We start from the raw sequence: 12681 nt of genomic DNA on the forward strand, positions 1-12681 counted from the left end.
CTAGGTCGCCCGGCGGAACCAGCCGCGTCCCTGCGGAGCCTGGGTTTTCCTGGCCACGGTGTAGGTGATCGGCCCGGTCAGTCGCGAGGCCGGTCCGGTGCGGGGCGCGGCGGTGATGAGCAGTTCCCGCCGGCCAAGCCCGGGGCTGTCCACGCGCAGGCCACGGGTGCGGTTCAGCGCGCCAGGGCTCACCGTGCCGTCGAGTTCGCACGCGGCCAGCACCAGGTCGCCCGGTTCGGTGTCGAGGTCGGACTCCCGCGACGTCACCCGGATGCCCGCGAAGTCCTGCCAGGTGCACGCCAGGTCGAGCAGCCGGGTGATCTCGCCGATCCCGGTCGGCTCGCCCTCCCACCGGATCGCCACGTGCTCGATCTTCTCGGTGTGCCGGTTGGCGGGCAGGCCGCGCGGACGGCCCGTCGGCAGGACCGGCACCCCGAGCGCGCCGGCGCAGCCCTCCTCCGGACAACGGCTGTCGGCGGGCGTGAAACAGTCCCGGCACAGCGAGTACCGGCACGAGTCGCACTGGCTGCCGATCGGGTTGGTCACCGCCATCCGGTGCTCCCGCACGAGAACGTGGCCGGAGTACCAGAACGCCTGGCAGCGCGCGCATTCCGTCGCGATGGGCGCGAAGTAGGGATTGGCGCGTTGCGCGTCGGTGACCGGCTCGACGAGGTTCGCGTCCGCGGTCCGGGTGGCCCGCAGGAGCGGCAATGCCAGCCGGAACGCCGCCGCCGAGCGCCCGTAGGTCCGGAGAAAGCGCAGCAGTACGTCGACGGCCGTGCCGAAGCGGCCCTGATCCCACAGCTGGTCGACCTCCACGGTCAGGCCGGGGATCGGCACGACGTCCTCGGGGAACCGGAACGCCTCCACGTCGTTCTGCGCCACGCCCGGCACGGTAGGCCCGGCCCGCCGGGACGGGTCCCGCTCAGGTCAGCGTGCTGAGGTCGGTGAAGTACGCCTCGCGCAGGTGCCCGACCAGCGTCGTGACATCCGGGCCGAGCGACCGGTCTACGAGCGCGGGCGGGACGATCCCGGACAGCCACGCGTACGCCGCGCGCAACCCGAGCGGTGCGGGCGTCCCACGGAGATGATGCGCCTGCACACCGGCGATCAGTTCACACGCGGTGATCGCGAACAGGTGGTCCGCAGCCGCGCGCACCTGCTCCCCCGCCGCCCACGCAAACGCTTGCACGTCCTCCTGCCCGGCCGAGGTGTCCAGTGACCCGAGCGTCGCCGGGGTCGTCAGCCTGCGCAGCGCGTGCAGTTCCCCGACGGCCCGTTTGTGCAGGGGCACCAGGCCGGTCCTTGGCCCGGGGTCGACGGCGAGCTGGGCAGGCAGACCGCTGAACCGCTCGTCCAGCACCCGGTTCATCCGCTGCGCGGACACCTCGCCGAGATGCGCCAGCGCGGCCGACACGGCGTCCATTCGCAGGCCGAGGTCGACGGCGTGGAACCCGGTCGTCGACACGAAATCGCCGTCGAGGAACGCTGGCGAGTCGACCGGATCTTCGCGCCAGCGCTGGAGCACGGCGAACAGATCACCGTTGACGCGGTCCGCGTGGGCGATCGCGCGCGGGCCGACCCGCACCGACACCGGCGCCTGCACCACGCCCGCTCGTACCGAGGAACCCGCGACCAGCATGTCCAGCTCGTGCAGCAGCGTGTACAGGTGATCGTCACCCCGGGCGAGTTCGGGCCGGTAGACCGCGCGGGGCGCGCCGAAGACGTCGATCGCGATCGCCGCGGCCAAGGTCTGGAGGTCGACAAGTTGCTGAGTCTCCCGCCACGCCCGCGACGCGTGGGCGACCGCGAGCGGCGAACCCTGGATCAGGGAAGCGCCTTCCTTCGGCCCCAGTACGTACGGTTCGGCGCCGCGGCGCGCGAGCGCTTCGGCCGCCGGGGTCTCGGCACCGTCCTCCAGCACCGTGCCGATACCGAGAAACGTCTGAAAGGCATGGGAAAGCGGGATGATCTCGCCCGCGCTGCCGAGGCCGGAACGCGGCACCGCCGGGACGAACCGGTCGTTGATCCGGTCGACCAGGAACCGCGCCAGCTCCGGGCTCGCCCCGGTGTCCGGGCGGAGCAGATCGCGCAGCCGCGCCAGCAGCAGCATCCGGACGTCGCCCTCCGGCAGCCACGGCGGGCCGCCGACCGCACGGCCGATCAGCAGATTTCGTTGGTGTTCCGCTTGTTGTGCCGGTGACAATTTGTGAGTGGCGAGCCGCCCCATGCCGGTGTTCACGCCGTAGACGGGCCCCGGCGCGGACTCCAGTGCGGCCAGCATCCGCGCCCGGTTCCCCGCCATCGCCCGCAGCAGTTCGGGCGCGAGCTCGATCCGCTCGTCGAGATCGAGCGGGAACGGATCATCGTGTCCCGTGATGATCATCGGCACGACAGCACCACCTACGCGACCGGGCGGCCCAGTCCCTCGATCACCTCGGCACCGGGCAACGTGGCGAGCACCGGGCCGGGAATCAGCAGCTTGCCACCCCGGACGCCGCTGCCGATGATCAGCTCCGGCGCTTCGGCGACGGCCTTGTCGACCAGGATCGGCCAGTCCGAGGGGAGGCCGACCGGGGTGATCCCGCCGTAGGCCATGCCGGTGAGCTCGACGGCCTCGTCCATCGGCGCGAACGACGCCTTGCGGACGTCGAGGCGGCGCTTGATCGTGCCGTTGACGTCGGCGCGGGTGGTGGCGAGCACGAGCGCGGCGGCGAAGCGGACCTCACCGGCGCGCTTGCCCGCGACGACGACGCAGTTCGCGGAGGCGTCGAGCGGGGAACCGTACGCCTCGCAGAAGGCGGCGGTGTCGGCCAGCTCGGGGTCGATCTCGACGACGCCGAGCGCGTCCGGGTCGGGCAGCGCGGCGAGCGCCTTCGCGACGGGTTCGGCGAGCAGGTCGGTACGGGTGGAGGCGGGAGCGACGGTCAGGCTCCCGGCGATGGTCCAAGTCGTCACGCTTCGAATGTAGCCGCGCCGCGCGGTGTCCGCGCCGAGGGTGTTACCAGTTCCGGCCGCCGCGCTGGACCTCGATGAGCCGGGGCCGCACGTCCACGAGGTAGACGAGCGTGGCGGCCATCGCGGGCACCCAGAAGATCATCCCCGGGCCCATGACACTGAACAGCGCCATGGCCAGCGTGCTGCCACCGGTGATGAGCATCCAGATCGGCTTGGTCTTGCGATCAGCGGCCGAGTACGCGTCGGCTCGTTGGAGGAGCGCGTGGATGAAGGCGAAGAGCCCGGTCAAAGCGCTGCCCCAGTGGACGACGAACATGATCCAGGAGGCGACTAGCACCGCTTCAGCTTACGGCAAACCACCCGAACAGCTCGGGTCCCGGCGCCCTTTCAGGCACCGGGACCCGAGCCGGAGCGGGCTCGTTACTTGTCGGCCTTCGGGGTGGCCGGCTTCTTGGCCGCCGCGCTCGTGGGGGTGCGACGGGTGGTGCTGGCCGGGCGCGGGGCGGTCTTGTTCGCGACCTTGCGGGTCACCGAGCGGGTCTCGTGGGCGACGTCGTCACCCAGGTCCTCGACGGCCTCGGCGGTCTCGGTGGCGACCTTCTTCACCGTGCGGGCGGTCTTCTCCCCGGCCGAGCGGGTGCGCTTGGTGACCTTGGAGAGCACCTCGTCGACGCGCTCGCGAGCCTCGGAGGTGGCGCCCTCGACGCGCTCCTGAGCGGTGCTCAAGGCGTCTTCGAGCTGCTCGAAGGCCTTCTTGACCTGCGGCTGCGCGGTCAGCTTGTCCCAGGCCTCCTCGCCGGACTCGGCCAGCTTGTTGTACAGCTTGAGGGCGGCCTCGGTGTACTCGTCGATGATCTTGCGCAGTTCGGCCGGGTCGACCTTCTCGCGGAAGCTCTCGACGTCGGTCGGCAGCTCGGAAAGGTTCTTGCGGGCGGTCTCGCTGCCCTCGGTCACCTTCTCCTTGGCCTTGGACACGGCGTCCGAGACGGCCTGGGTGGCGAGGTTGCCGGCGCCGAGCGCGGCGAGCAGCGGCGTGCGGACCTGGTCGATGGCGCTGTTGAGGGCCTTGCGGACGTCCTCGGTCTTGGGGGCGGTCATGCTGACTCCTTGGTGGTGTCTTCAGGGTCTTCGGCGCCTGGCGCCGTGGTCTTGGGGGTCGCGGCGGACTCGGCGACTGGCCGGGAAGCCGAGTTTTCGCGACGGAAGGACTCGTAGACGTCGAGCAGGACCTGCTTCTGGCGTTCGGTCAGCTCGGCGTCGGCCCGGATCGCGTCGCCGACCGGGCCGCCCGTCGGCAGGTCGAGGATTCCCGCCTGCACGTAGAGCGCTTCGGCCGAGATACGCAGGCCCTTGGCGATCTGCTGGAGGATCTCCGCGCTGGGCTTGCGGACCCCGCGCTCGATCTGGCTCAGGTACGGATTGGACACGCCGGCGAGCTTCGACAGCTGGCGCAGCGAGATCTTCGCGTTGCTCCGTTGCTGGCGGATGTACTCGCCGATGTCGGAAGCGATGTCCGCGACCTTCTCCATCGGGCCGCCCGAACCGGGCTGGGTCCCACCGGTTTCTGCCATCCGGTCACCTCCTCGCGACGTTTCCCACGCTACGCGCCAGTGCTAGCTATTGCAAGCACTCTGCTTGCATCGATCGGGTGTGTTCGCGCTCACCCGCTACCGTGGTCCCATGACGGGCATGGCGCGCCTGCGACGCCGCCTCGTCGAGCGGCTGCTCGCCGAGGGAGTACTGCACGACCCGCACTGGATCGCCGCCTTCCGCGCGGTGCCGCGGCACGCCTTCCTGCCGCGGTTCTTCGTCCCGGTGGAAGGCGGCTGGCGAGCCGTCGAACGCGGCGATCCCGGCTGGCGCGAACGCGTCTACTCCACCGACGTCCTGGTGACCCAGCTGAACGACGATCCCGGCCGATGGGAGAAGGCGCGCGGATCGGGGGCACTGTCCGGGACGCCGACGAGTTCGTCGAGTATGCCCTCGATCATGGCGATCATGCTGGAGGAGCTGCGACTGGACGACGGGCAGCGGGTGCTGGAGATCGGCACCGGGACGGGATACAACGCCGCCCTGCTGTGCCACCGCGTCGGTGCCGGCCTGGTGTCCACAGTGGACATCGACGGCACGCTCGTCGCGGCGGCGAGGTCCCGGCTGGCCGAATGCGGCTACGCGCCGTCGTGCGCGACCGCCGACGGCGCCGAGGGGTTCCCGGCCGGGGTGCTCTACGACCGGATCCTGTGCACCTGCGCGGTGTCGGTGATCCCGCCCGCCTGGCTGGCCCAGACCGTGCCCGGCGGCATGATCGTCACGACGCTGAACCGGCCGATCGGGGCCGGGCTGGTCCGGATCGTCGCGGACGAGGGCGCGACCGGGCGCGGCGAGGTGCTCGCGCGGGACGGGCGTTTCATGCCGCTGCGGGCGCACCGGCGCGAACTACCGCCGCCCCCGTCGCCGGACGCGAGCGGTTGGCGGCCCGCCCGGCTGCCGCTGTCGATGGTGCTCCAGCCACAGAACCGGTTCGAGTTCTTCGCCGGGCTCGCGCTGGAAGGCGTCGGCACGATCCGCGAAGACACCGCCGCGTTCGACCCGCGGCCCGGCGTCGACGGCACGACGAGCGGCCTCGTCCTCGTCCATCCCGACGGCTCGTGGGCCCGATACCGCGAAACCGGCGACGTACGCGAGGTGGCCCAGGGCGGGCCGCGGGCACTGTGGGACATCGTCGAGCACGCCTACGGCGAATGGTGCGAGCTGGGCAAACCGGAGCGGGACCGGTTCGGGCTGACTCTCGACGGCGACCGTCAGGAGTTCTGGCTGGACTCCCCGGACGGCCGCCGCTGGCCGCTGCGGTAGGAACTCGCGGGTTCCGCGGTCAGAGCCCGCCGCCGGCGCCGATGCCCCGGAGCAGGGTGTCGACCACGAGCGTGGCGAGCGCGTCGGTGTCCGCGGGCTCGGGCCGCAAGGTCGCTTCGTGGATGAGCGCGTAGTAGACGCGGCGGGCCCAGTCCAGATCGGCGTCGGCCCGGATCACCCCGGCGTCGCGTGCCCTGACGAAGAGCCGGTCACACCGCTCGCGCACCCCGGTGTGCACCTCGGCCACCTGCGGATCACCCGAGAAGGCACGGTCCATCGCGAATCCCCAGCCGATCTTGACCTCCAGCACGTTCGCGGTCACCTGGTACAGCGCGACGAGGGGCGGCGCGGTCTCCGGCCGGGCCCGGTCCACGGCGTCACCGAACCGCTGGGCCGCCCACCCGGTCAGCTCGTCGATCAACGCGTCGCGCGTGGCGAACCGCCGGTGGACGGTGGTCCTGGCCACCCCGGCCGCCGCGGCGATCTGCTCCATGGACGCGGCGGGATCGGCGCTCAGCACCCGCTCGGCCGCTTCGAGAATCGTCCGCACGGTGCGCTCGGCGTCGGCCCGGCGCGGGCGCCGGGCCGACGGCGCCTGCTCCTGCTGTGTCACCGCTACCTCCTCGCTCGCGCAAAACACTACAAGAGAGTCCCTTGCGTCCGCCTAGTTGCAACACTACTGTCGCAACTAGGCGTTCAATCGAATCTCTGTTGACACACTTCGAGAGGCGTAAGTCATGGATTTGCAGCTGACCGGCAAAACCGCACTGGTGACCGGCGCCAGCCGGGGCATCGGCCTGGCCGTCGTCACCGCGCTGCTCGGCGAGGGCATGCGCGTGGTCGCGGGCTCGCGCACGACCACGCCGGAGCTGGCCGCGTCCGGCGCGATCGCGGTACCCGGCGATCTCTCCGGCGCCGAGGGGCCCGCCCGGCTCGTCGAGCGGGCCCTGACCGAGCTGGGGGAAATCGACCTGCTGGTCAACAACGTCGGTGGCGGCGACGGCGGTCAGACCGGCGGTTTCGCCACCTTCGACGACGAACAGTGGCACCGGACGTTCGAGCTGAACTTCTTCAGCGCGGTCCGCGCCACTCGCGCCGCGCTGCCCAGCCTGCTGCGCACGAAGGGGACCGTCGTGAACATCTCGTCCAACGGCGCCCGGATGCCCCACGCCGGCCCGATGCCCTACACCACGGCGAAGGCGGCCTTGACCGCGTTCGGCAAGGCGCTCACCGAGGAGGTCAGCCCGCTGGGCGTCCGGGTGAACACCGTTTCGCCGGGCCCGGTGCGCACCTCCCTGTGGGAGTCCCCGGACGGCTACGGCGCGGACCTCGCGCGCTCAATGGGCGTGCCGCACGCACAGCTACTGGCACACCTGCCGACCAGCATGGGCGTCACCACCGGCCGTTTCGTGGAATCCGCCGAAGTCGCCACCCTCGTCAGCTACCTGGCTTCACCGCTGGCGGGCAGCTTCACCGGAGCGGACCACGTCATCGATGGCGGCGCGATCAAGACCGCCTGAGGAGCGCGGGCGTGTGCACGCCTCGCGCCCGATCCGCCAGGAGACGCCGCACCCATGACTCGGCGTGGGTGACGGCGGCGTCGAGCGGAACGTCGGTGGTGTCGAACAACTCGACGTCGAGCGCCTTGGCGTTGTCGCGGAGCCAGCCGGTGAACTCCAGCATCTCCTCGATGCGCGGCTCGTCCCACTCGCGCCATTCCGGCCGGGCACGCAGCCTGCGACGCAGGACCTCGTCGTCGGCGACCAGCGCGAGGTAGTGGACGTCGTCGAAGAAGGCGCGTTCCGGCAGCGGTTCCAGCTCCGGCGGCGCGACGGTGCCGCACAACACGACCGGGCGTCCGTTCTGGTGCAGCATCGCGGCCATCCGCAGCCAGGCCGCGCGGAACGACGGGACGTCACCCCGCAGCGCGCCGGTCCACAGCACGTCCTGTTCCAGCACGACGACGTCGGGCGCGAGCCGCCGCGCCAGCTCGGGGCCGACGGTCGATTTCCCCGCGCCGCTCGGGCCGGTCAGCGCGAACAGCGGAAGCCTGCGAAACGGCCACCTGTGCCCGCAACGGGCACAGGTGAGCGTTTCGCCCTCGACGATCGGGCGTTCGGCGCGGTCCCCGCAGGCCGGGCAGATCCTGAGGTCGAGAACCACCTAGTCGAAAAGGTTCTCGAGGAAACTGCGCTTGCGGTGCCCGTGCCCGTACGGCCGCGGCGAGTCGGCGTGGCCACCGTGACCGCCGTGCCGGTACGGCTTCGGCGAATCGGCGTGACCGCCGCGATACGGCTTGGGCGAATCCCCGTAGTGACCTCGGTACGGCTTGGGCGAATCCGGCCTGCCGTAGTGCGCGGTCCGCGGCGGGCCGGACTGGTACGGCGGCGGCGCCTGGTTGTAGTAGGTGCTCTCCGCGCCGATGATCGCTTCCAGCTCCCCGCGGTCGAGAAAGATGCCGCGGCAGCCGTCGCACTGGTCGATGTGCACACCGTTCTTGTCGACGGTCCGCATCTGATTCTGACACTTCGGACAAATCACATAGAGCAGCGTACGCATCTTTCGCCCGGCGCGTCAGCCACGCGTGCGCGGACGCGCGCCGATCAGCAAGCGCACAGGCAGAACGGGTGCCCCACGGGGTCGGCGTACACGCGGAACGTCCGCGGCGAGTCGTCCAGCAGTTTCGCGCCGATCTTCAGCACCCGTTCGTGCGCGGCCTCCATGTCGGTGACGTCGAGATCGAGGTGCGCCTGCTGGGGACTGTCCTGCGAGGGCCAGGCCGGTGCCCGGAACCCCTCGACACGTTGGAACGACAGCCGCGCGCCACCCTGGGGATTGGTCAGCGTCGCCCACTGGCCGTCGTGCTTGACCTCGGCGGCTTCCCAGCCCAGCAGTTCGCGGTAGAACCCGGCCAGCGCGGCCGGATCCGGGCAATCCAGCGCCACTGCCCCGAACGTCGGCACCGCACCCATCCGTCTCCCCTTTCGTCAGCTGTAACCGATGTTTGAAGTATGGTGGTTAGGCGGGCAGGTCGCAACCAGTACCGCCCGTACACTGAGCGGGTGCACACCGACGCTTCCCTGGTGGTGGCCTTTCTCAACACCGTCAACGTCGAACATGGCGACGACCTGCTCGACGATCCCGAACGCTGGCGCCACTGGGCCGCCGACCACGGCGTCTCCCCGAATCCGGTGACCGCGGCCCGCGCCGCGCGCGACAAACTGCGTGCCGCGGTCGGGGATCCCCGGCTACCGGGCGGCGCCCTCGACGTCGCCGCCCAGATCTCGCTGACCGACGAGGGCCCGGTGCTGGTCGCGGGTGACGCCGTCGGCGCGGTGCTCGCGGCCTCGGCGCGCCTGGCGGTGCGAGGCGACTGGATCCGGCTGAAGATCTGCCCCGCGGACGACTGCCTGTGGGCCTTCTACGACGAATCGCGCAACCGTTCGCGCCAGTGGTGCTCGATGCGGGTCTGCGGCAACCGCGAGAAGGCCCGCTCGTGGCGGGCCCGGGCGGCGGAAGTCCACACCTGACCCCATCGGGCGACTGTGGACAACTCCCTCCACTGCCCCCACATATCGGCACGCCGACTATCCACACCCCCACACGTTGTGGACACCCACTACTCCATCACCGTGAAAAACTGTGGATAACCCGGGGGATAACTCAGCTTCCTGTGGACAACTGGTTTCGAGGTCCCAGAAGTGTGGTATAGCGTCCGCGGCCGCCGTTCGCGGGGTCGGATACTGCTTTGGGGACAAGCGCTACGACAGCCGGGCGACCGGCCGCTACGCGCTGCTCGGCGCTGCGGCTCGGCATTTCGACGACCCGGTTGCTCGGCGGCCTGGACGCTTCCGCGACTCGAAGCCGAGCACGACGCTTAGTCAGCCCGCCACCCGTGCGGATCGGCGGCTGCCCCAGCCGCGGCGAGTTCGCGGCCTCCAGAATCATGAAGGACGCCTTCAGTGCGTTGGCCGCTCTGAAGGACGCCTTCAGTGCGCCCAGTGCACTGAAGGCGTCCTTCAGCACTTCTAGTCACCACGGCCACCAGCTCGTAAGGCCGTGAAGGACTCCTTCACAGCGCTCAGTGCCGGTAAGGCCCCCTTCACAGCACGTTTTCCCTTGCCACGCCGAACTTTCCACAGCCCGCCCCCCGTTGTGGACAACTCGGGCCGCCGACGGCTTTCGCCCGGGTTTCGTCGGACCGGAGCGATAGACTGTTGCAGGGCCGTCCCCCAGGGAAGGGTGGGGGAGGGTCCGTTGCCGGGAGCGGGATCCACGAGCTGAGCCGGGGCTCGGAGGCGGGTCGTGGCGCGGGGAGCGCCCGTGCCCGGAGCGTGCCGGAAATGGCGCGGGGTCAGAAGATCAGCTGTGCCACCGTGTAGATGACGAGCCCGGCCAGTGCGCCCACCACGGTGCCGTTGATGCGGATGAACTGCAGGTCCCGTCCTACCTGGAGTTCGATCTTGCGCGAGGTTTCCTCCGCGTCCCAGCGTTCCACGGTGTCGGTGATGATCGTGGTGATCTCCTTGGCGTAGTTGCGCACCAGGTACGCCGCGGCACCCTCCACCCAATCGTCCACTTTGGACCGCAGCTGATCGTCCGTGACCAGCCGCTCGCCCAGCGAGCGAAGTCCTTCGCGCACTCGCCGCCGCAGTTCGCTCGACGGGTCCTCGGCGGCGTTGAGCAGCATCTCCTTCGTCGAGGACCACGCGGTGCCGATCAGCTTCTGGACCTCTTGGTGCTCCAGCACCTGCGACTTGACCTGTTCGGCCCTGGCCATGGTGTCCGGGTCGGTCTGCAGATCCTGCGCGAACTCGCCGAGGAACTTGTCCAGCGTCAGCCGCATCGGGTGGTTGACGTCGGTCTTCACCGCCCACGCGAACGAGAGCACCTCGCCGTAGACCTTGTCCGCGAGCATCTCGTCGACGAACTTCGGCGACCAGCTCGGCGCCCGGTCGGACACCACGCGCAGCATCGACGTGTGGTTGTCGCGGACCCATTCGTAGGCGCGGTCGCACATCAGGTCCACGAGCTTGTGGTGCGCGCCGTCGGCGAACACCCCGGCCAGGATCTGCCCGATCGGCGGCCCCCACGGCTTCGCCATGACCCGCTTGACCACGGCCTGTTCCATGACCGCCTGGACGTCCTCGTCGCGGAGCACCTTCACCGCGCCACGCACCGCCGTCGCCAGCTCCGCGGTGACCCGTTCGGCGTTCTCCGGCTGCGCGAGCCAGGCGCCGAGCCGCTTCGACAGCTCCACCCGGCGCAGCTTGTCGCGGATGACCTCCTCGGAGAGGAAGTTCGTGGACACGAAGTCGCCGAGGCTCGACCCGAGCGCGTCCTTCTTGTTCGGGATGATCGCGGTGTGCGGGATCTTCAGCCGCAGCGGATGGCGGAACAGCGCCGTCACGGCGAACCAGTCTGCCAGCGCGCCGACCATGCCCGCCTCGGCCGCGGCCCGCACGTAGCCGACCCAGGCAGGCCAGCCCGCGGCCTCGGCCCAGCTGGTCAGCAGGAAGATCACGGTCGCGCCGAGCAGGAAGGAAAGCGCGACCCGCTTCATCTTGCGCAGGCCACGCCGCTTCTCCGCCTCGCCCGCGGCGCCGCCGGGCGGATCGGCCGGGGTCGCCTTCGCGGGAATCAGTTGCTCCACGACGCCATTGTCCGTGAGGATGGCTCTTCGTGCGCGAACCTGTTCTCGTCCCCCGGCTCCAGCCGTTCACCTCGACCATCTTCGCCGAGATGACGGCGCTGGCCGTCAAGCACGAGGCGATCAACCTCGGCCAGGGCTTCCCCGACACCGACGGCCCCGCCGCCATGCTCGACGCGGCCAGGGACGCCCTGTACGGCGGCGCCAACCAGTACCCGCCCGGCCCCGGCAGGCCCGAGCTGCGCGCGGCCATCGCGCGGCACCGGTCGCGGTACGGCACCGAGTACGACCCGGACACCGAGATCCTCGTCACGGCCGGCGCCACCGAGGCCATCGCCGCGACACTCCTCGCGCTCACCCAGCCCGGCGACGAGGTGATCGTCATCGAGCCCTACTACGACTCGTACGCGGCCGCGGTCGCGCTGGCCGGCGCCGAGCGGCGGGTCGTCGGGCTCGCCGAAGGCCCCGACGGCCGCTTCGGTCTCGACGCCGACGCGCTGCGCGCCGCGGTCACCCCCCGCACTCGCGCGATCCTGGTCAACTCGCCGCACAACCCGACCGGCACCGTGTTCACCCGCGCGGAGCTGGCGGCGGTGGCGGCGCTGTGTGTCGAGCACGACCTGATCGCGATCACCGACGAGGTGTACGAGCACCTGGTCTTCGACGACACCGAGCACATCCCGCTGGTCACCCTGCCTGGCATGCGGTCGAGGACGGTGAGCATCTCGAGCGCGGGCAAGACGTTCAACTGCACCGGCTGGAAGATCGGCTGGGTCTGCGCCACCCCCGAGCTGGTCGCGGCGGTGAAAGCCGCGAAGCAGTTCATCACGTTCGTGTCCGGTGGCCCGCTGCAACCGGCCGTCGCGCACGCGCTGGACCACGAGCTGACCTGGGTGGACGGCCTCCGCGACAGCCTCCAAGAGAAACGCGACCGGCTGGCCGCGGGTCTCGCCGACGCCGGGTTCGCGGTGCGCCGGACCGCGGGGACGTACTTCGTCTGCGTCGACGTCCGGCCGCTCGGGTTCACCGACGCGGCGGAGCTGGCCTGGGAACTGCCCGGGCGGGCCGGGGTCGCGGCCGTCCCGGTCAAGGTGTTCACAGATCACCCGGAAGAGTGGAAACACCTGCTGCGTTTCGCGTTCTGCAAGCGCAACGAGGTCATCGACGAGGCCATCACCCGGTTACGGAAACTGGGCTGACGCCGACCGGCGGACTCGTCC

15 protein-coding genes are annotated in these 12681 nt (G+C 70.6%); 4 read left to right on the plus strand and 11 right to left on the minus strand.

What is annotated here, in order from left to right; genetic code table 11:
- From ABD987_RS23995 to ABD987_RS24020, 6 genes are all read right to left on the minus strand, one after another.
- Positions 1 to 885 carry a hypothetical protein gene (locus ABD987_RS23995; protein WP_345397792.1) on the minus strand — a complete coding sequence of 295 codons (885 nt, stop codon included), beginning with the start codon at positions 883 to 885 and terminating at the stop codon, positions 1 to 3.
- Between the two features lie 40 nt (positions 886 to 925).
- Complete coding sequence (locus ABD987_RS24000; RefSeq protein WP_345397795.1) at positions 926 to 2386, minus strand: aromatic amino acid lyase; 1461 nt, start codon at positions 2384 to 2386, stop codon at positions 926 to 928.
- A gap of 17 nt (positions 2387 to 2403) precedes the next feature.
- On the minus strand, positions 2404 to 2958 hold the full coding sequence (locus ABD987_RS24005) for a YbaK/EbsC family protein (protein WP_345397797.1): 555 nt from the start codon (positions 2956 to 2958) through the stop codon (positions 2404 to 2406).
- Between the two features lie 43 nt (positions 2959 to 3001).
- Complete coding sequence (locus tag ABD987_RS24010; RefSeq protein WP_345397799.1) at positions 3002 to 3295, minus strand: DUF2516 family protein; 294 nt, start codon at positions 3293 to 3295, stop codon at positions 3002 to 3004.
- An 83-nt stretch (positions 3296 to 3378) separates the two neighbouring features.
- Positions 3379 to 4056, minus strand: a complete 678-nt coding sequence (locus ABD987_RS24015; RefSeq protein WP_345397802.1) for a hypothetical protein — start codon at positions 4054 to 4056, stop codon at positions 3379 to 3381.
- Positions 4053 to 4487, minus strand: coding sequence for a helix-turn-helix domain-containing protein (locus ABD987_RS24020; RefSeq protein WP_345398817.1), 435 nt, complete (start codon positions 4485 to 4487; stop codon positions 4053 to 4055). The genes ABD987_RS24015 and ABD987_RS24020 overlap by 4 nt, the downstream gene beginning before the upstream one ends.
- 151 nt (positions 4488 to 4638) lie before the next feature.
- Here ABD987_RS24020 and ABD987_RS24025 point away from each other — a divergent pair, with 151 nt between their 5' ends.
- Positions 4639 to 5811 (plus strand): methyltransferase domain-containing protein, encoded by a 1173-nt coding sequence (locus ABD987_RS24025; RefSeq protein ID WP_345397805.1) that lies wholly within the window; start codon positions 4639 to 4641, stop codon positions 5809 to 5811.
- 19 nt (positions 5812 to 5830) lie between these two features.
- Here ABD987_RS24025 and ABD987_RS24030 read toward each other — a convergent pair whose 3' ends face one another.
- Positions 5831 to 6424 (minus strand): TetR/AcrR family transcriptional regulator, encoded by a 594-nt coding sequence (locus ABD987_RS24030; protein WP_345397808.1) that lies wholly within the window; start codon positions 6422 to 6424, stop codon positions 5831 to 5833.
- Positions 6425 to 6548: 124 nt separating this feature from the next.
- Here ABD987_RS24030 and ABD987_RS24035 point away from each other — a divergent pair, with 124 nt between their 5' ends.
- Entirely contained in the window at positions 6549 to 7331 is a 783-nt protein-coding gene (locus ABD987_RS24035; protein ID WP_345397811.1) for an SDR family NAD(P)-dependent oxidoreductase, read from the plus strand.
- Here the strand turns inward: ABD987_RS24035 and ABD987_RS24040 are convergent.
- From ABD987_RS24040 to ABD987_RS24050, 3 genes are read right to left on the minus strand one after another with little or no spacing between them, the layout of a single operon-like run.
- A complete protein-coding gene (locus ABD987_RS24040) occupies positions 7318 to 7974 on the minus strand; it encodes an AAA family ATPase (RefSeq protein ID WP_345397814.1) in 657 nt (218 codons plus the stop codon). The two genes, ABD987_RS24035 and ABD987_RS24040, sit on opposite strands and share 14 nt — an antisense overlap.
- A complete protein-coding gene (locus ABD987_RS24045; RefSeq protein ID WP_345397817.1) occupies positions 7975 to 8370 on the minus strand; it encodes a TFIIB-type zinc ribbon-containing protein in 396 nt (131 codons plus the stop codon). It lies immediately after the preceding gene.
- A 44-nt stretch (positions 8371 to 8414) separates the two neighbouring features.
- Positions 8415 to 8783 (minus strand): VOC family protein, encoded by a 369-nt coding sequence (locus tag ABD987_RS24050; protein ID WP_345397820.1) that lies wholly within the window; start codon positions 8781 to 8783, stop codon positions 8415 to 8417.
- Positions 8784 to 8873: 90 nt separating this feature from the next.
- Here ABD987_RS24050 and ABD987_RS24055 point away from each other — a divergent pair, with 90 nt between their 5' ends.
- Positions 8874 to 9341, plus strand: coding sequence for a CGNR zinc finger domain-containing protein (locus ABD987_RS24055; RefSeq protein ID WP_345397823.1), 468 nt, complete (start codon positions 8874 to 8876; stop codon positions 9339 to 9341).
- Between the two features lie 824 nt (positions 9342 to 10165).
- Here ABD987_RS24055 and ABD987_RS24060 read toward each other — a convergent pair.
- Positions 10166 to 11464, minus strand: coding sequence for a DUF445 domain-containing protein (locus tag ABD987_RS24060; protein ID WP_345397826.1), 1299 nt, complete (start codon positions 11462 to 11464; stop codon positions 10166 to 10168).
- 29 nt (positions 11465 to 11493) lie between these two features.
- Between ABD987_RS24060 and ABD987_RS24065 the strand changes: the two genes are divergently transcribed.
- Positions 11494 to 12660, plus strand: a complete 1167-nt coding sequence (locus ABD987_RS24065) for a pyridoxal phosphate-dependent aminotransferase (RefSeq protein ID WP_345397829.1) — start codon at positions 11494 to 11496, stop codon at positions 12658 to 12660.
- The last annotated feature ends 21 nt before the right edge of the window (positions 12661 to 12681 follow it).

It is taken from the genome of Amycolatopsis samaneae (assembly GCF_039541975.1).
In the GTDB taxonomy this organism is placed as follows: domain Bacteria; phylum Actinomycetota; class Actinomycetes; order Mycobacteriales; family Pseudonocardiaceae; genus Amycolatopsis; species Amycolatopsis samaneae.

What these genes read in the sequence shown, in the direction of transcription:
- ABD987_RS24045 (WP_345397817.1), bottom strand. Translation starts at nt 8,370, where the DNA reads ATGCGTACGCTGCTCTATGTGATTTGTCCGAAGTGTCAGAATCAGATG.
- ABD987_RS24025 (WP_345397805.1), top strand. Translation starts at nt 4,639, where the DNA reads ATGACGGGCATGGCGCGCCTGCGACGCCGCCTCGTCGAGCGGCTGCTC.
- ABD987_RS24000 (WP_345397795.1), bottom strand. Translation starts at nt 2,386, where the DNA reads ATGATCATCACGGGACACGATGATCCGTTCCCGCTCGATCTCGACGAG.
- ABD987_RS24020 (WP_345398817.1), bottom strand. Translation starts at nt 4,487, where the DNA reads ATGGAGAAGGTCGCGGACATCGCTTCCGACATCGGCGAGTACATCCGC.
- ABD987_RS24035 (WP_345397811.1), top strand. Translation starts at nt 6,549, where the DNA reads ATGGATTTGCAGCTGACCGGCAAAACCGCACTGGTGACCGGCGCCAGC.
- ABD987_RS24050 (WP_345397820.1), bottom strand. Translation starts at nt 8,783, where the DNA reads ATGGGTGCGGTGCCGACGTTCGGGGCAGTGGCGCTGGATTGCCCGGAT.
- ABD987_RS24015 (WP_345397802.1), bottom strand. Translation starts at nt 4,056, where the DNA reads ATGACCGCCCCCAAGACCGAGGACGTCCGCAAGGCCCTCAACAGCGCC.